Annotated in this window: 15 protein-coding genes; 9 read left to right on the top strand and 6 right to left on the bottom strand. The window is 67.9% G+C overall.

What is annotated here, in order from left to right:
- The first annotated feature begins 91 nt into the window (after positions 1–91).
- Both metF and BMX96_RS02355 read left to right on the top strand, forming a co-directional pair.
- Positions 92–955, top strand: coding sequence for a methylenetetrahydrofolate reductase [NAD(P)H] (gene metF, locus BMX96_RS02360; RefSeq protein WP_091843885.1), 864 nt, complete (start codon positions 92–94; stop codon positions 953–955).
- Positions 956–1022: 67 nt separating this feature from the next.
- Complete coding sequence (locus tag BMX96_RS02355) at positions 1023–1508, top strand: PaaI family thioesterase (protein ID WP_091843883.1); 486 nt, start codon at positions 1023–1025, stop codon at positions 1506–1508.
- On the opposite strand, the gene BMX96_RS02350 is transcribed toward BMX96_RS02355, so the two are convergent.
- Together BMX96_RS02350 and BMX96_RS02345 are read right to left on the bottom strand one after the other, a co-directional pair.
- Positions 1486–2625 (bottom strand): DUF2235 domain-containing protein, encoded by a 1140-nt coding sequence (locus BMX96_RS02350; protein ID WP_091843881.1) that lies wholly within the window; start codon positions 2623–2625, stop codon positions 1486–1488. The two genes, BMX96_RS02355 and BMX96_RS02350, sit on opposite strands and share 23 nt — an antisense overlap.
- Entirely contained in the window at positions 2606–4909 is a 2304-nt protein-coding gene (locus tag BMX96_RS02345) for a xanthine dehydrogenase family protein molybdopterin-binding subunit (RefSeq protein ID WP_091843879.1), read from the bottom strand. Before BMX96_RS02345 ends, BMX96_RS02350 begins: the two co-directional genes overlap by 20 nt.
- A gap of 141 nt (positions 4910–5050) precedes the next feature.
- On the opposite strand from BMX96_RS02345, the gene BMX96_RS02340 reads away from it, so the two are divergent.
- Genes BMX96_RS02340 through BMX96_RS19115 form a run of 3 tightly spaced genes read left to right on the top strand, consistent with a single transcriptional unit; the run spans position 5051 to position 9516 of the window.
- Entirely contained in the window at positions 5051–8200 is a 3150-nt protein-coding gene (locus tag BMX96_RS02340) for a valine--tRNA ligase (RefSeq protein ID WP_091843876.1), read from the top strand.
- The gene (locus tag BMX96_RS02335) at positions 8197–9306 is read left to right on the top strand and encodes a pyridoxal phosphate-dependent aminotransferase (protein WP_091843874.1); all 1110 of its coding nucleotides are present in this window, start codon (positions 8197–8199) and stop codon (positions 9304–9306) included. The genes BMX96_RS02340 and BMX96_RS02335 overlap by 4 nt, the downstream gene beginning before the upstream one ends.
- Before the next feature lie 36 nt (positions 9307–9342).
- Positions 9343–9516: a histidinol phosphate aminotransferase gene (locus BMX96_RS19115; RefSeq protein ID WP_139209926.1), complete on the top strand. Its 174-nt coding sequence runs from the start codon at positions 9343–9345 to the stop codon at positions 9514–9516.
- A 142-nt stretch (positions 9517–9658) separates the two neighbouring features.
- On the opposite strand, the gene BMX96_RS02330 is transcribed toward BMX96_RS19115, so the two are convergent.
- On the bottom strand, positions 9659–10864 hold the full coding sequence (locus tag BMX96_RS02330) for a pyridoxal-phosphate-dependent aminotransferase family protein (protein ID WP_091843872.1): 1206 nt from the start codon (positions 10862–10864) through the stop codon (positions 9659–9661).
- Between the two features lie 133 nt (positions 10865–10997).
- Here BMX96_RS02330 and ygfZ point away from each other — a divergent pair, with 133 nt between their 5' ends.
- Together ygfZ and BMX96_RS02320 are read left to right on the top strand one after the other, a co-directional pair.
- Positions 10998–11729, top strand: a complete 732-nt coding sequence (ygfZ, locus tag BMX96_RS02325) for a CAF17-like 4Fe-4S cluster assembly/insertion protein YgfZ (protein WP_091843869.1) — start codon at positions 10998–11000, stop codon at positions 11727–11729.
- Complete coding sequence (locus tag BMX96_RS02320; protein WP_091843867.1) at positions 11722–12528, top strand: fructosamine kinase family protein; 807 nt, start codon at positions 11722–11724, stop codon at positions 12526–12528. Before ygfZ ends, BMX96_RS02320 begins: the two co-directional genes overlap by 8 nt.
- Here BMX96_RS02320 and efp read toward each other — a convergent pair.
- Entirely contained in the window at positions 12525–13088 is a 564-nt protein-coding gene (gene efp / locus BMX96_RS02315; protein ID WP_091843864.1) for an elongation factor P, read from the bottom strand. The two genes, BMX96_RS02320 and efp, sit on opposite strands and share 4 nt — an antisense overlap.
- A gap of 217 nt (positions 13089–13305) precedes the next feature.
- Here efp and BMX96_RS02310 point away from each other — a divergent pair, with 217 nt between their 5' ends.
- Positions 13306–13623, top strand: coding sequence for a DUF6280 family protein (locus BMX96_RS02310; RefSeq protein WP_073126289.1), 318 nt, complete (start codon positions 13306–13308; stop codon positions 13621–13623).
- An 86-nt stretch (positions 13624–13709) separates the two neighbouring features.
- Here the strand turns inward: BMX96_RS02310 and BMX96_RS02305 are convergent, their stop codons facing one another.
- On the bottom strand, positions 13710–14273 hold the full coding sequence (locus BMX96_RS02305; protein ID WP_091843861.1) for a hypothetical protein: 564 nt from the start codon (positions 14271–14273) through the stop codon (positions 13710–13712).
- 58 nt (positions 14274–14331) lie between these two features.
- Between BMX96_RS02305 and BMX96_RS02300 the strand changes: the two genes are divergently transcribed.
- On the top strand, positions 14332–15792 hold the full coding sequence (locus BMX96_RS02300) for a cobyric acid synthase (RefSeq protein WP_091843858.1): 1461 nt from the start codon (positions 14332–14334) through the stop codon (positions 15790–15792).
- 6 nt (positions 15793–15798) lie between these two features.
- Here BMX96_RS02300 and BMX96_RS19110 read toward each other — a convergent pair whose 3' ends face one another.
- Entirely contained in the window at positions 15799–17025 is a 1227-nt protein-coding gene (locus tag BMX96_RS19110) for a hypothetical protein (RefSeq protein WP_139209924.1), read from the bottom strand.
- Positions 17026–17099: the final 74 nt, after the last annotated feature.

Raw genomic sequence — 17099 nt, 5'->3', positions numbered from 1 at the left:
GCGCCTTCGCCTCATGTTGATGTTGAAAGTTATGAGTTTGTCTCATGCGCCGCGCCGTGAGACAAGGGTCCAAACCTGCAAGGACACCGTCATGACCGCCCCCTCGATCTCGTTCGAATTCTTCCCGCCCAAGTCGCTCGAAGCGTCGTTTCGCCTGTGGGACACGATCCACACGCTGGCCCCGCTGGCCCCCGAATTCGTGTCGGTCACCTACGGCGCCGGCGGCACCACCCGCGCGCTGACCCACGAGGCGGTGACCACCATCGGCAAGACCACCGGCCTGCGCGTGGCGGCTCACCTGACCTGCGTGAACGCCAGCAAGGAAGAGACGCTAGAGATCGCGCGGAGCTATGCGGCGGCGGGCGTGACCGACCTGGTGGCCCTGCGCGGCGACATGCCGGGCGGCAAGCCGTTCCAGCCCCACCCCGAGGGCTTCGCCAACTCGGTCGAGCTGATCGAGGCGCTGGCCGCGACCGGTGATTTCACCCTGCGCGTGGGCGCCTATCCCGACCGCCACCCCGAGGCGGCAACCGACACCGCCGACGTGGACTGGCTGAAGCGCAAGATCGACGCGGGCGCGGATGCGGCGATCACCCAGTTCTTCTTCGAGGCCGACACGTTCTTCCGGTTCCGCGACCGCTGTGTCGCGGCCGGCATCGACGCGCCGATCATCCCCGGCATCCTGCCGATCGAGAACTGGGCCGGCGTGCGCAAGTTCGCCACCGCCTGCGGCACGCCGATCCCCACCTGGCTGGACGACGCGTTCGAGACCGCCAAGCGCGACGGCCGCGAAGAGCTGCTGTCGACGGCGCTGGCGACCGAGATGTGCTCGGCCTTGCTCGACGACGGTGTCGAGCACCTGCACTTCTACACGCTGAACAAGCCGCAGCTGACCCGCGACGTGGTCCATGCGCTGGGTCTCGCCCCCGAGCGGCAACTGGAGAAGGTCGCCTGACCGGCTTTCCATTGTCGCGAATCTGGGCAAGGGTCCGGGCGCACCACAGCCCGAAGGACCCGAGCCGATGAAAACCGCCGCCAGCGCCGCAGACCTTGCCGATATCGAAGATCTGCGGCGGCAGTCGGGCCTGGAATTCATGCAGGCGATCCTGAGCGGCGAGCGGGCCGGTCCGCCCATCGGCGACGCCATGGGCTTCGCACTCGATCATGTCGAGGACGGGCTGGTGCGGTTCACCGGCACGCCGCATTTCCAGACCTTGAACCCGATGGGCGGGGTCCATGGCGGCTGGTACGGCACGCTGCTGGATTCGGCCATGGCCTGCGCGGTGATGACCAAGGTGCCTTGCGGGTCGACCTATACGACGTTGGAATACAAGGTGAATATCACCCGCGCCCTGCCCGCGGATACCGAGATCGTGGCCACCGGAACCGTGGTGCATGCGGGCCGGTCGACCGGGGTCGCCAATGGCGAGATCCGGGGCGCGAAGGACGGGCGGGTCTACGCCACCGGGTCGACCACCTGCCTGATCATGGCGCTGCCGGTCGTCTGACGGCCGCATCCTCGGCCACCGGCAAGCCTTCGGCATCGGGGCCCACGGCACCGCGCGCGAGGACCGAGGGATGAAGCCGCTCGGACCGGTCAGCCCCGACGACGCGCGGGGTGCGTGCCACGAAGATCCGGCCCCAGCCACGGTTCAGCCCGATGGACGGCGCCTGCGGATCGGTGCCGAAGCGGGCGCGCCATCCCTCGGGAAGGCGCAGGCCCTGCGCTTCCGCCTTCTGCAGCATCCAGACCAGCGAGATATTTGCCAGAGGCCGCGCCGCGCGCACGCCGTCCAGTTGCCCGCCCACGTCGCCGTGGGTGCCGGGGAACCAGACCTGCTCGCAGTCGCCGTCCCAGGCGCCGTCCAGCCGCCACATGACCGGGCGGTAGGCCTCGCGCGTCTCGTTCAGCGCGAGCGCGTGAAAGCCCGAGCGGGTCGTCGGCCCCAGCGCGTGGTTGTGGAACCGGTGCGCCATAGACGACCAGCGCCAGACCACGGGCAGTCGCAGACCCAGCGCCTTCACCGTGTCCCAGGCCCCGATCATCTGCACCTCGACGGCGGCGTGGCAGAACAGCCGCGCGAATTCGCGGGCCCCGTGGCTGTCGGGGATCGTGCGGTAGTGTCGGTAGGCCATGTGCACGTTGCGCTCGGTCGCGGCGTCGGGACGCAGCAGCCCGATCCGGTCGATCACCCCGGCGAGCGAGCGGACGGCGTAGGCGCCGCGGGAATAGCCGAACAGGAAGATCCGGTCGCCGGGCCGATACCGCGAGGCCAGCCACCCGTAGGACCGGCGGATCTGGCGGTTGAGCCCGCGCCCCTCGGCCACGTCGCGCACCTGCCGCCAAGACGTGAACTGGATGCCCGGCTCGTACCGCACCGACAGGTCGGCCGCCGGCGACAGCTCGCGCAGCAGCTTCCAGGTCAGCCCGGCATTGGTCTCGCGTTCCGGCTCGAGCGAGGACATGGTCCCGTCGAGGATGACCACATGGGTGACGGGGCCGCGCCGCGCGGTGGGCGCCGTCTGTTCCAGATGGCGCCCGCGTCCAAGCCACGACAGCAGCTGCCGGGCCAGGCCCCCGGTATTGATCCGGGGGCGCCTGTCCTCATTCGGCGGCGACGGCATCTTGGGCGTCGTTCAGCAGTGTCCAGACCCGGGCCGGCGTGAAAGGAAGGTCCACCTGCCGCACGCCGAGGTCCCACAGCGCGTCCTCGACCGCGTTCGCCACGGCGGCCAGCGCTCCGACCGTTCCCGCCTCGCCGCAGCCCTTCATGCCAAGCGGGTTGGCGGTGGAGGGCACCGGGTTGGTCGAGAACGCCATCATCGGCACATCCGTCGCGCGCGGCACGCCGTAATCCATGAAGCTGGCGGTCAGAAGCTGGCCGTCCTCGTCGTAGACCACGCGTTCCTGGATCGCCTGCCCGATCCCCTGCACGACGCCGCCATGAACCTGACCTTCGGCCAGCATCGGGTTGATAAGGTTTCCGAAATCGTCGCAGACGCTGTATTTCACGACGCGGGTGTCGCCGGTCTCGGGGTCGATCTCGACCTCGGTCAGGTGCAGGCCGTTGGGATAGGATCGGCCCGGCAGCTTCTCCGAGCCGGTGAAGGTCAGCAGATCCTCGCGCCCGCGCTCTCGCGCCAGCGCCGCCAGGTCCAGCATGGTGGGGGCGTCATTGCTGCCCGTCACGCGGAAGCGCTCGTCATCGAATCTGACGTCATCCGTCCCGACGCCCATTTCGTCCGCCAGGAAGGCCGAGAATTCCGAGATCATGCGCTTGGCCGTGCCGTAGGTGGCGTTGTTCTGCACGGTGACGGAGCGGGACCCGCCGGTGCCGCCGCCCTTGGGAATGGCGTCCGAGTCGCCCTGAACGAAGTGGATCTTGTCCACCGGAATGCCCGTGTGGTCCGACAGGAACTGCGGAAAGACCGTCTCGTGTCCCTGACCGTTCGACTGGGTGCCGACAAAAATCGAAGCGGTGCCATCCTCGTGGAAGGCGATCTTCACGTGCTCGGTCGGATCGCCCAGGATCGACTCGATATAGTAGCAGCTGCCGATACCGCGCAGCTTGCCCGCGGCTTCGGACGCCGCGCGGCGCTCGGCGAAGCCTGCCATGTCGCCGATATCCTCGCCCTTGGCCATGGTGGCGGCGAAATCGCCCACGTCATAGGTCTCGCCCGTGGCCGAGACATAGGGAAACTGGTCCGGCTTGATGAAGTTGCGCCGCCGCAGCTCGTGCGGATCGACCCCCAGCTCGCGCGCGGCGCGTGACATGACCCGCTCGAGCGTGAAGATCGCCTCGGGCCGTCCCGCGCCGCGATAGGCGTCCACGGGTGCGGTGTTGGTATAGATCCCGCGCGTGCGCAGCCAGGTGGTCTGCACGTCGTAGGTGCCCATGAGCACGCGGCTGAAAAGCTCGGTCTGGATCATCTGCGCGAAGTTCGAGTTGTAGGCGCCTATATTGCAAGTATTTTCCACGCTGTAAGCGGTGATCTTCAGATCCTCGTCAAAGGCCAGCATGGCGTCGTGCACCAGGTCGCGACCGCCATTGTCGGACAGCATCGCCTCGGTCCGATCCGACATCCAGCGCACAGGGCGGCCGGCCTTCATCGCCCCCGCGGCGACGGCGAAATATTCGGGGTAGTTGAAGCCCTTCATCCCGAAGCCGCCACCCACGTCGGGGTTGCTGGTGCGCACCTGTTCCGGGTTCAGACCGAAATTGGCGGCGAGCTCGCCTTTCAGCCCCCACACTCCCTGGCCCGAAAAACAGACATGCAGCCGGTCGTCGGCCCATTCCGCCCAGCAACCGCGCCCCTCCATGGAGGACACCATGATGCGGTTGTCCTCGACCCTCAGGCGCACCACGTGGGCCGCATCGCGCACGGCCCGCGCGACGCCCGCCTCGTCGCCCTTTCCATAGTCGAAGGCGAGATTGTCGGGCGCCACGTCATGCAGCGCCTCGCCGCCGGTAGACAGGTCCATATGAGCCGGCAGATCTTCGAGGTCGAGCATCACGGCCACGGCGGCGTCGCGGGCCTGCAGCTCGGTCTCGGCCAGCACCATCGCCACCGGCTCGCCCACGAAGCGCACGCGACCGCGCGCGAGGAAGGGACGCTCGGGCGCGGTGCCCTTGCCGCCGTCCTGCGTGGGCACGCAGGTGAATTGCATGCCCAGCGTCAGCCCCATCGCGGCGCAATCATCGGCCGTCAGGATGTCGACCACACCCGGCAGGCCGCGGGCCTCGTCCGTGTCGATGCCGCGCAGCTCGGCGTGGCCCACGGGCGAGCGGACGAACGCGGCGAACAGCGCGCCCTCGGGTGCGATGTCATCCACGTAGCGCCCGTGCCCCGTCAAAAGGCGCTGGTCCTCGCGGCGCGTCACCGACTGGCTTTTCCCGAAACTCTGCATCACTGCTCCTCGCTGATTTACCGGCAGACTACCCGCCCGCGCGGGATTTTCCAGCACCCCGCATGCGGCCCTTGCGCGCCCTTCCCCTTGGCCGGGCTTTTGGCTATCCCCTGCCTCAAGTTTTGCGAAGGAATACCGCCGATGCCCATGGAAAAATCGTTCGACGCCGCCGCGCGCGAGCCCGCCCTCTACGACGCCTGGGAAAAGGCCGGCTGCTTCGTGGCGGGCGCCGGGGCGAAACCGGGCGCGTCGGCCTTCTCGATCCTGCTGCCGCCGCCGAACGTGACCGGCTTCCTTCACGCGGGCCACGGGTTCAACCACACGCTGATGGATATTCTGACGCGCTGGCACCGGATGAAGGGCGATGACGTGCTTTGGCAGCCGGGGCTGGACCACGCGGGCATCGCGACACAGCTGGTGGTCGAACGCCAGCTGTCCGAGCAGGGCATCAAGCGCACGGACCTGAGCCGCGAGGATTTCGTCGCCAAGGTCTGGGAATGGAAGGCCACGTCCGGCGGCAAGATCGTCGAACAGGACAAGCGGCTGGGCTGTTCCATGGACTGGACGCGCGAGGCCTTCACCATGCAGGGCGCGCCGGGCGACCCCAGCCCCGAGGACGGCCCGAACTTCCACGATGCCGTCATCCGCGTCTTCGTCGACATGTACGAGAAGGGCTTCATCTATCGCGGCAAGCGGCTGGTGAACTGGGATCCGCATTTCGAGACCGCGATCAGCGACCTGGAGGTCGAAAACAAGGAAGTGCCGGGCCACATGTGGCACTTCAAGTACCCGCTGGCCGGGGGCGCGACCTATACCTATGTCGAGAAGGACGAGGATGGGAACGTCCTGTTCGAGGAAGAGCGCGATTACATCTCGATCGCCACGACCCGGCCCGAGACCATGCTGGGCGACGGCGCTGTCGCGGTTCATCCGTCGGATGAGCGGTATGCGCCAATCGTCGGGAAACTCTGCGAAATCCCGGTCGGCCCGAAAGAGCATCGCCGCCTGATCCCGATCATCACCGACGAGTATCCCGACCCGGATTTCGGCTCGGGCGCGGTGAAGATCACCGGCGCGCATGACTTCAACGACTACGAGGTCGCGCGGCGCGGCGGCATTCCCATGTATCGCCTCATGGACATGAAGGGCGCCATGCGTGACGACGGCGCCCCCTATGCCGAGGCCGCCGCCATCGCCATGGCCGTGGCCAAGGACGAGCGGACCCTGGGCGAGGCCGAGGCCGACAGCGTGAACCTGGTGCCCGACGACCTGCGCGGGCTGGACCGGTTCGAAGCGCGCAACGCGGTGGTCGAGCAGATCACCGAGGAAGGGCTGGCCGTCATGGTGCCGCCCACCGATCCGCGCCTGGGCGAGCCGGCGAAGGCGCTGGCCCCGGAAGAAGGCGGCGAGCGGCGGCTGGACCAGCTGACCCCGCTGGTCGAGTCGAAGCCGATCATGCAGCCCTTCGGCGACCGCTCGAAGGTCGTGATCGAGCCCATGCTGACCGACCAGTGGTTCGTGGACACCGACAAGATCGTCGGTCCCGCGCTGGACGCCGTGCGCTCGGGCGAGGTCAAGATCATCCCGGAAAGCGGTGAAAAGACTTACTTTCACTGGCTTGAGAATATCGAGCCGTGGTGCATCTCGCGCCAGCTGTGGTGGGGCCACCGGATCCCCGTCTGGTACGGCTTCGACCTGCACGCGAACGGGTTCCGCGACGACGAGGGCGACGGCGCGCTGGACGAGGTCGAACTGGGCCGCATCCTATCGTCCGACAGCCTGTCGAACGGCGAGCTGAAGCCCCACTGCGCCGCCGATTTCGACACGGTGAAGTCCCGCTTCGGCGACCTGCTGGACGATCTGCCCACGCCGCTGAACCACGCCCGCGTGGTCGAGGTCGAAAGCCGCGACAACGCGCTGCACGTGATGGCGAAAAGCCTTGCCGACTATGCCGTCTCGCAGGATCCCACACAGCTGGTCTACCCGGTCTGGCGTGACCCCGACGTGCTGGACACCTGGTTCAGCTCGGGCCTGTGGCCGATCGGGACGCTGGGCTGGGGCGACGACGACCAGAGCTTCATGGAGCGGTATTTCCCGACCAGCGTGCTGATCACCGGCAGCGACATCCTGTTCTTCTGGGTCGCGCGGATGATGATGATGCAATACGCGGTGGTCGACCAAAAGCCGTTCGACACCGTCTACCTCCATGGCCTCGTCCGCGACGCCAAGGGGCAGAAGATGTCGAAAAGCATCGGCAACGTCGTCGATCCGCTTGACCTGGTCGAGAAATACGGCGCCGACGCTTACCGCTTCAACAACGCCGCCATGGCGACGATGACCGGCACGATCCGGTTGGACGAGAAGCGGATCGAGGGCTATCGCAACTTCTCGACCAAGCTGTGGAACGCGTTCCGCTTCGCCGAGATGAACGGCGCGCTCGAGATGCAGGGCGGCGCGCGGCCCGAGACGTCGCACGCGGTCAACGCCTGGATCCTGGGCGAGACGGGCCGCGCGCGTGACGCGGTGGACGCGGCGCTGGCCGGGTTCAAGTTCAACGAGGCGGCGGACGCGATCTACAAGTTCGTGTGGAACGTGGTCTGCGACTGGTATCTCGAACTGTCGAAGCCGCTTTTCTCCAGCGACGATGCCGCGCTGGTGGCCGAGACGCGCGCCACGCTGGCCTTCGTTCTGGACCGGTGCCTGGCGCTGCTGCACCCGATGATGCCCTTCATCACCGAGGAACTGTGGGCCGGCGAACGGATGCTGGCGATCAGCGAGTGGCCCACCGAGGGCGCGAGCGACCTTGTCGATCCGGCCGCCGACGCGGAAATCAGCTGGGTCATCGCGCTGATCGAGGCGATCCGGTCCGTCCGGGGCGAGCTGAACGTGCCTGCCGGCCTGAAAGTTGAGCTCCTGCAGATCGAGCTGGACGACGCGGGCCGCGCGGCCTGGGCCGCCAATGCCGAGATCATCCAGCGCCTCGCGCGGATCGAGACGCTGACCGAGGCGTCCGAGCTGCCCAAGGGTGCCCTGACCATCGCGGTCAAGGGCGGCACGTTTGCCCTGCCCCTGGCCGGCATCGTGGATGTCGAGGCGGAGAAGGCGCGCCTGGCCAAGACACTGGGCAAGCTGGAGAAGGACCTGGGCGGGCTGAACGGCCGGTTGAAGAACCCCAAGTTCCTCGACAGCGCGCCCGACGAGGTCGTGGCCGAGACCAAGGCCCTGCTGGCCGAGAAGACAGACGAGAAGCAGCGGCTGGAAACCGCCGCTGCGCGGCTGGCCGAGCTGTGAGCGACCCGCGCCTGACGTCGCTGGCGGCCGCGCTGCCCGACACCGTGCCCTTCGTCGGGCCCGAAGCGCAGGAGCGCGCGGCCAAGGCGGCGTTCCGCGCCCGGTTGGGCGCGAACGAGTCGCCCTTCGGCCCCAGCCCCAGGGCGGTCGAGGCCATGGCCCGCGCGGCGCAGGACGCGTGGATGTATCCCGACCCCGAGAACCACGAGCTGCGCCAGTCGCTGGCCCAGCATCACGGCATCGGCGCGGATCACATCGTGGTCGGCGCCGGGATCGACGGGCTGCTGGGCTCGACCGTACGGCTGCTGGTGGACCGGGGCGACGCGGTGGTGACCTCGGACGGCGCCTATCCGACGTTCAACTACCACGTGGCGGGCTTCGGCGGGGTGCTGCACAAGGTCACCTACCGCGACGATGCCGAGGACCTGGACGCGCTGCTGGACAAGGCCGTGGAGATGGACGCCAAGCTGATCTACCTGTCGAACCCCGACAATCCCATGGGCTCGTGGCACGACGCGGACTCCATCGCCGCCTTCATCGACCGCATTCCCGAGACCTGCGTGCTGGTGCTGGACGAGGCCTATGCCGAGTGCAGCGCGGCCCGAAGCGCGCCCGCCTGGGCGCCGGAGCATCCGAACGTCATCCGCTTCCGGACCTTCTCCAAGGCCTACGGGATGGCGGGTGCGCGGATCGGATACGCCGTGGGGCCGAAATCGCTGATCGGGGCCTTCGGCAAGGTGCGCAATCATTTCGGCGTGTCGCGCATCGCCCAGACCGGCGCGCTCGCCGCTCTCGCCGATACCGACTACCTGGACGAGGTGCGCGAGATGATCGCGCACAGCGTCGAGCGCATTTCCGCAATCGGGCGCGCGAACGGGCTACAGCCGCTGCCCACGGCGACGAACTTCGTCACGCTGGAGTGCGGGCGCGACGGGGATTTCGCCCGGCGCGTGCTGACATCGCTGGCCGAGCGCGGCGTTTTCATCCGGATGCCCGGCGTGGCCCCGCTCGACCGTTGCATCCGCATCTCCTGCGGGCCGGAACGGGACATGGTGACGCTTAAGCAGGCGCTGCCGATCGCGCTGGAAATGGCCACGAAAAAGTAACGTGACAGAAATCCGCGGCGCGCTAACCTACGCGACATGGATTATCCGCGTCAGCCCGCCCCCGACTATACCCGCGCCTTCCTCGTGTCGCTCGCGCCCCTGGTGTTCATCGCGCTGATGGCGATCTGGGTGATCTGGGGGCTGCTGGCTGCCCTGGGCGTGACCTATGCGTCCGACAAGGCGATCACGCGGCTGGCGCGCCGGTCCTGAAGTCGCGCACGCAGCGCGTGGGGCGCCACGGGTGTTTTCGGACCAGTGATGGGACCGGCCGTACCAGCGGCCCGAGCCGCGTTCCGGTATGGCGTGTCGCCGGCCATGAGTATTTGAGGACCAGTGATGGGATGCGGCGCCCCTAGCCGGGGTCGGCCGCCGCGCAGACGGCGGCGGCGGCGTCCAGCGCACCGGGGCCGTGGGGAATGTCGCACGCCAGAAGCCCCGCCTGCATCACGCCCAGCGTGCCCAGCACCATGTGCGCGTTCACGTGGCCCATGTGGCCGATGCGGAAGAATCCGCCCGCCTCGGGGCTGCCCGGCTCGGCCATGCCCAGCCCGATGCCCAGCGTCACGCCGCCCGTGAACTCGCACCAGTGGCGCAGGCGGTCGGCCCGGTCGCCCCCCAGCCGGATCGCGGTGACCGCGTGGCTGCGATGCGCGTGGTCGGCCATGTTGACCTCGAGCGGGCCGCCCTGCCCCCAGGCATCGAGCGCCGCCCAGATGGCGCGGGCCAGCGTCGCGTGCCGCGCGAGCACGCGGTCGAGCCCTTCGTCGTGGATCATGTCGAGCGCCGTGCGAAGACCGTAGAGGTGATGGGTCGGCGCGGTGCCGTCGAAATAGAGATAGAGCTGATCCGGATCGGTGCGCGGCCGCCAGTCCCAGTAATGGGTGACGCAGCCGGCCGTCTCGCGCGCGGCATCGGCGCGGTCGTTGTACCACACGAACCCGATGCCCGGCGGGGTCATCAGCCCCTTCTGGCTGGCCGCGATGGTCACGTCGACGCCCCAGGCGTCCATCTCGAACGGGTCGCAGGCCAGCGACGCGATGCAATCGGCCAGCAGCAGCGCGGGATGCCCGGTTTCGTCCAGCGCCGCGCGGATGGCGGCGATGTCGTTACGGATGCCGGTGGAGGTGTCGACATAGACCACCGGCAGCGCCTTGATGCGATGCTCGGTATCGGCGCGCAGCACCTCGGCCACGCGGGCCGCGTCGATGGGGTCGCGCTTGCCGAAATCCAGGATCTCGACCTCGGCGCCCAGCCGCCGCGCGATGTCGGACCAGCCATGGGCGAAGCGCCCCGTGGCGGGCACCAGCAGCCGGTCGCCGGGTGACAGGATATTGGCCAGCGCCGCCTCCCAGATCCCGTGGCCGTTGGCGATGTAGATGGCGCAGTGCGCTTCGGTCCTCGCAACGCGTTTCAGGTCCGCGATGATCCCCGGCATCATCTCGCGCAGCTCGCCGGTATAGATGTTGGGCGCGGCGCGGTGCATGGCCCGCAGGACGGCCTCGGGCACCACCGAGGGGCCGGGAATGGCAAGGTAGGAGCGGCCATTGGCAAGCGACATGGATCGGAATCCTTCAACGATGACTTGATCTTCGCGTAGGCGCGGGGCGCGGCGGCGTCAATTGCGCATTGACCGCGGACGCCCGGCATCCCAGCTAATGCCGCAGAGGCAAACCAAAGGGGGCAGACTGACCATGGGCCGCAAGGTGATCGCGCTGACGGGGAAGGACCGCGTCGACTTCCTGCAGGACATGGTGACGAACGACGTCACCCAACCGGGCGCGCTGGTCTACGCCGCGCTGCTGACACCGCAAGGAAAATACCTGGCGGATTTCTTCGTCTCGCACCGGGCCGACGCGATGCTGATCGACGTGGCCGATGATCTGGCCGAGGGGCTGATGCAGAGGTTGTCCATGTATCGCCTCCGCCGCGACGTGGGCCTGGAGATGACCGACCTGGTGGTGTCGCGCGGGACCGGCGCGGCCCCGGAGGGCGCCCTGGCGGACCCGCGGCATCCGGACCTGGGTTGGCGCATGATCGGCGAAACGGACGCGAGCGACGCGACGGACTGGGACGCGCGGCGCGTCGCACTGATCGTGCCGCAGTCGGGGATCGAGCTGCGGCCGAACGACAGCTACCCGCTGGAATTCGGGCTGGACCGGCTGAACGGCATCGACTTCCGCAAGGGCTGCTACGTGGGCCAGGAGGTTACGGCGCGGATGAAGCACAAGACCCAGCTGAAGAAGGGCCTGGTGCAGGTGTCCGTGACCGGTGCGGCAAAGCCCGGAACCGAGATCACCGCGGCGGGCAAGCCCGCGGGCACATTGTTCACCCAGTCGGGTGAGCGGGCGCTGGCCTGGCTGCGGTTCGACCGGGCGGGCGCGGGCATGCAGGCGGGGGACGCGGTCGTCGCCTACGATGGCTGACCTGGCCACATCCGTGGCGACGGCCCTCGGGGCTGGGGTCAGCGACAGCGTGCGGCTCCAGGGGGGTGATCTGTCCAGCGTCGCCCGCATGACCCTGGAAGACGGACGCCGTGTCATCGCGAAAAGCGGCGGGGACGCCCGCGTCGAGGCCGGGATGCTGCACGCCATCGCCGCGACGGGGTGCCCGGCCCCGAAGGTGCTCTGGCACGGAGATGACCTGCTGATCCTCTCCGAACTGGCGGAAGGCCGCGGCAGCGAGGCGGGTTGGGCCGAGGCGGGCCGTGCGATCGCCGCGCTGCACGCGGCGCACGGTGACGGGTATGGCTGGCACACGGACACCGCCTTTGGCCATGTCCCCTGCCCTGCGTCGCCCACCGATGACTGGACCGTTTTCTGGGCCGAGAGACGCCTGCTGGCCTGGCCCGAGCATCTTCCGCGCGACACGGCCCGCCGGGTCGAGCGGCTGGCCGCGCGGCTGCCCGACCTTCTGCCGAAAGACCCCGCGCCCAGCCTCCTGCACGGGGATCTGTGGCAGGGCAACGTGCTTTTGTCGGGTGACAGCTTTTCCGGCCTGATCGATCCGGCCTGCTACCGCGGACATGCCGAAGTGGACCTTGCCATGCTGACGGTCTTCGGCACCCCGCCCGCCAGATTCCGGGACACCTACGGCCCGATGGAGCCGGGCTGGGACGACCGGCGGCCGATCTACCAGCTTTGGCCCGCACTGGTGCATCTGCGCCTGTTCGGCGCGGGCTATCGCGGGATGGTGGACGGGTTGCTGGACCGCGTGGGCGTCTAGGCGCGCTCGGCGTATTCCATCGTCTCGGTGTTGATGACGATATCCTCGTCCTGGCCGACGAAGGGCGGCACCATGACCTTCACGCCGTTGTCGAGGATCGCGGGCTTGAAGCTGTTGGCCGCGGTCTGGCCCTTCACCACCGGCTCGGTCTCGACCACCTTGCAGGTGACCTTCTGCGGCAGGGTCGCGTTCAGCGCCTCGGACTCGTAGTACTCGATCTGGATGGTCATGCCGTCCTGAAGGAACGGCCGCCGCTCGCCTAGAATGTCGGCCGGCAGCTCGATCTGCTCGAAGGTCTCGTTGTCCATGAAGACCAGCATGCCGTCGGTCTCGTAAAGGAACTGCTGGTCCTTCTGCTCGAGCCGCACGCGGTCGACCTTGTCGGCACTGCGGAAGCGCTCGTTCAGCTTCGAGCCGTTGCGCAGGTTGCGCATCTCGACCTGGGCAAAAGCGCCGCCCTTTCCGGGCTTTACGTGATCCACCTTCACGGCGGCCCAGAGGCCGCCATTGTGCTCCAGGACGTTCCCGGGGCGGATCTCGTTTCCGTTGATTTTAGGCATTGGGCAAAACCGTGGCAAAAGGTTGATCGACTATTCGGGGCACCTATATCTGTGGTTCGGAACGGCTGCAACATGGCCGATCTGGGGTGCTTGATGCTGCGGCTATGCTCGCAGCGCATGGCTGGTATTCCGAAACAAGGTGACAAAAGCGGTCCAAATGGTCCATAAGGGCCGTCACGCCGCAAGTGCAAACGGAAAGAGCAATAAGGATCGTCGTATGACCGACTTCGTTGACGGAACCGCATTTAACCACGAGCAGGGCAATCGCGCGCGCAAGCTGTTTGCCGCCGTGGTCTTGGCTGCGCTGGACGATGCGATTGCCGATGACAAGAAATATGGCAACGGCCCCGAGCAGATTGCCCGCTGGGCGCGGTCGCGCGACGGTCGCGAAGTGCTGAGCTGCGCCGGTATCGACCCGAACGAACGTGTCGTGTCGGGGCTGATGGAATTCGTGTCGAAGGGCGTGCGCACCTCGGTCGCGCTGAGCCGCGAGGAAAGCGAGCGTCGCAACGCCGCCCAGGCCGAAGCCGCCTGATCCGACGACACTTGCACGACCCCTTTTCAACGCCGCGGCTCAACCCCGCGGCGTTTTTTCGTGCGGCACCCGGCGGTCGAGGCGGATCAGAGCAAGAGCGGCCAGAGAATCGCGGGCGCCAGTTGCGCCGCGCCAATTGCGGCGAACCCGGCCCGCGCGCGCCAATCGGAATGGCGGATCAGCAGGATCGCCCCAAGCACGATGACGAGGGCAAGCTCCAGCATCCCGACAAGGCGGCCTCCTTCACCCTCCCAATAGGAGACGGGCGAGATGAACTTCCAATCGGTGAGCGGCCAGAAATGGGCGCGCGCGTCGTGGCTGTGCAGCGGGAAGTCGAAGGCCAGGTGCACCAGCGCCGCCCCGGTGAAGGCGATGGCCCAACCGCGCCCCGACCACCACGCCATGGCGAAGGCCAACGCCCATAGAACGAAGGAATTGTCGACGGCGAAGACCTGCTGCCACGCGGCCGAGTAATAGAGCTCGCCGAACACGCGGCCCGCCGAGATGCCCAGGGCCAGCGCCACGCTCGCCATCAGGTAAAGCGACAGATCCGGTGCGAAGGACCCCGCGATGGCGCCCCAGGTCCGGCCCCGGTCGCCCGCCCGGCTGAACAGCGCGGCGCCCATGATCAGGTGGGTCGGGGTGTTCACTGCTCTTTTCCTTTCGTGGCCCGCCCGTTAGGGCGTTGGCAGTATTGAAGGGGCGGACATGACCAAGGCCATCATGATCCAAGGCGCGGGGTCGAACGTGGGCAAGTCGATGCTCGTCGCGGGCATCGCCCGGGCCATGATGCTTCGGGGCCTGAGCGTGGCGCCCTTCAAGCCGCAGAACATGTCGAACAATGCCGCCGTGACCGAGGATGGCGGCGAGATCGGGCGCGCGCAAGCGCTCCAGGCCCGCGCGGCGGGCCTTGCACCGCGCGTGGACATGAACCCCGTCCTGCTGAAGCCCGAGTCCGATCAAGGCGCACAGGTCATCGTGCAGGGCCACCGCGTGGGGACCATGCGCGCGCGCGAATACGGCAGCCGCAAGGCCGAGCTTATGCCGCGCGTGCTGGAGAGTTTCCACCGCCTGGCCGCCACGTCCGACCTGGTTCTGATCGAGGGCGCGGGCAGCCCGGCCGAGGTGAACCTGCGCGCGGGCGACATCGCCAACATGGGTTTCGCCGAGGCCGCGAACGTGCCCGTGGTTCTAGTGGGCGATATCGACCGGGGCGGCGTCATCGCGCAATGCGTGGGCACCCACGCGGTGCTGCCGCCCGCCGACCGCGACCGCATCCGCGGCTTCGCCATCAACAAGTTCCGGGGCGACAAGCGGCTGTTCGACGACGGGTACGAGATGATCGCCGCGCGCACCGGCTGGGCCGGCCTTGGTGTCATCCCCTGGTTCGACGACGCCTGGCGCCTACCGGCCGAGGATGTGCTGGACCTCGACCGTCCGGCCCGCAACGCGGGCGCGCTGGTTATCGCCGTGCCGCGGCTGGGCCGGATCGCGAATTTCGACGACCTGGACCCGCTGGCGGCCGAACCGGGCGTCTCCTTAAGGATGATCGCGCCGGGCCAGCCCCTGCCCGGCGACGCGGACCTCGTGCTGTTGCCGGGGTCCAAGTCGACCATCGCGGACCTGGCCGCCTTCCGCGCGGCGGGCTGGGACATCGACCTGGCCGCGCATCTGCGGCGCGGCGGCCACGTGATGGGGATCTGCGGCGGTTACCAGATGCTGGGCCGCCGGATCGAGGATCCCGACGGCATCGAGGGCCCGCCCGGTGGCGTCGACGGACTGGGTCATCTGGACGTAGTCACGCGGATGCGCCCCGAGAAGCGCCTGTCAGTCTCGCACGCCACCCACGCCGATACCGGCCTTCCGGTCAGCGGCTACGAGATCCACCTGGGCCATACCGAAGGGCCGGACGGCGCGCGGGCCTGGCTGCGGCTGGACGGCCGGCCCGAGGGCGCGGCCTCGCCCGACGGGCGCGTCATGGGATGCTACCTGCACGGGCTGTTCAACGGGGACGACTTCCGGCGCTGGTATCTGCAGCGGCTCGGTGCTGCGCCGTCAGAGGTGGGCTTCGACGACGGAGTCGACGCCACGCTCGACGCGTTGGCGGATCACCTGGAACGGCACATGGATCTCAACCGCCTGCTGTCGCTGGCGGACCCTGTCGGCTAGGCGGGATTACTCGAAATTACGGACCGTGATGGCGCGCATGATCTCGCGCCGGACCAGCTTGCGCACGTTGCGGGTGATCCGCTCGCCCAATGCGCCCTGCAATTCCTCGCGCACGATTTCGGCCACGAGGTCACGCAGCGCAGCTTCATCCAGGACGCCGTCTTCTGACAGCTCGTCGGTGTTGAAGGCGTTGGGCTGCGGTTCTTCGGGCTCGTGCCCTGCATCCTCCCGGATCCCGGGCGCATCGGTTTCCCTCGTCGAGGCTTGGGCCTCTTCCTCGGCGTCTGTGTCGGCAGTCTCCGCATCGTCCGCTTCTGGCAGATCCTCCTTCTCCGGGGGGCCGAAGTGAAATTCGTCCACCGGAACCGAGAAGCGCCCGGTATCGGGCGTGCCCAAGTGAAGACGCGGCGCCATACGCTGGTGGCGGAACCCCGTCGTGCCCTCGCCCCGCGGCGCGGCATCCTGCGAACCCTCGGTCCGGTTGTCGGGGATGAGTTCGAGCGGCGGCGTGTCCGAATCCGGGCCGGACTCCATGCGATCCGAAGAAGCGTGCGTCGCGGTGGCCGGCTGACGTGACTTGAATTGCGAGATGTCGGACGAGCCCGTCAGTGCTTCGCGGGTTGCATCCTGAACCAACCGTTCAAGGGTGGTACGGCCATCGGGACCGTCCTGCGCGCCCCGTGTCCGATGCTTCGGCACACTGGTCGGGACATGTTGCGCCTGATCCTCGCTTCCATCGGGTTCGAAATCGGCGCCAGAGGAAACGGCGCTCTCCAACTGCGCGATGCGCTCTTCCAAGGTGGACGGCGACGCGCCCTGCTGACGCTGAACGGCCTTGTTCGTGCCTGACCGAAAGATCGGGCTCTCACCATTGGCGGGCTTTCGCGCCAAGCGCTCTGACGTCACGACCGGGGCGACGATTTCGGACCCGTTCGGAGAAGGCCGACCGTCCGAACCCGGGTTCCTGGCGGTCCCGGCCTGCCACGCGTCATGCGCGGATCCAGGCTGCTCCTTGCCGTTCTCGGCGTAGGGCTTGGGCTGCGACGCACTTGCTTTCTCTGTATTGTGCGCGACGGGTCCCACACGCTGATCAGAGGTCAGGACAAGCTTCGAGGTTGGCGCGCGTTGGCTGCGTCGACCGCTGTCACCGTCCGGTTGCGAGTCGACCGAAACGAGCCTGCGAATTGAGGCCAATACATCTTCGATTTCCGGGGTCTTCGCTGGATCGGACATATGCCTGCCTCGTTGTCACTCGTGCTTTTTAAGCAAGGGTAGCCCGTTGCAATCGATCACACAACGCTGGCGTG

The sequence above is a fragment of the Palleronia pelagia genome, assembly GCF_900110115.1.
Taxonomy (GTDB): Bacteria; Pseudomonadota; Alphaproteobacteria; order Rhodobacterales; family Rhodobacteraceae; genus Palleronia; species Palleronia pelagia.
Note: the sequence above shows the minus strand (reverse complement) of the source record. Positions and strands in the feature narration are given on the sequence as shown.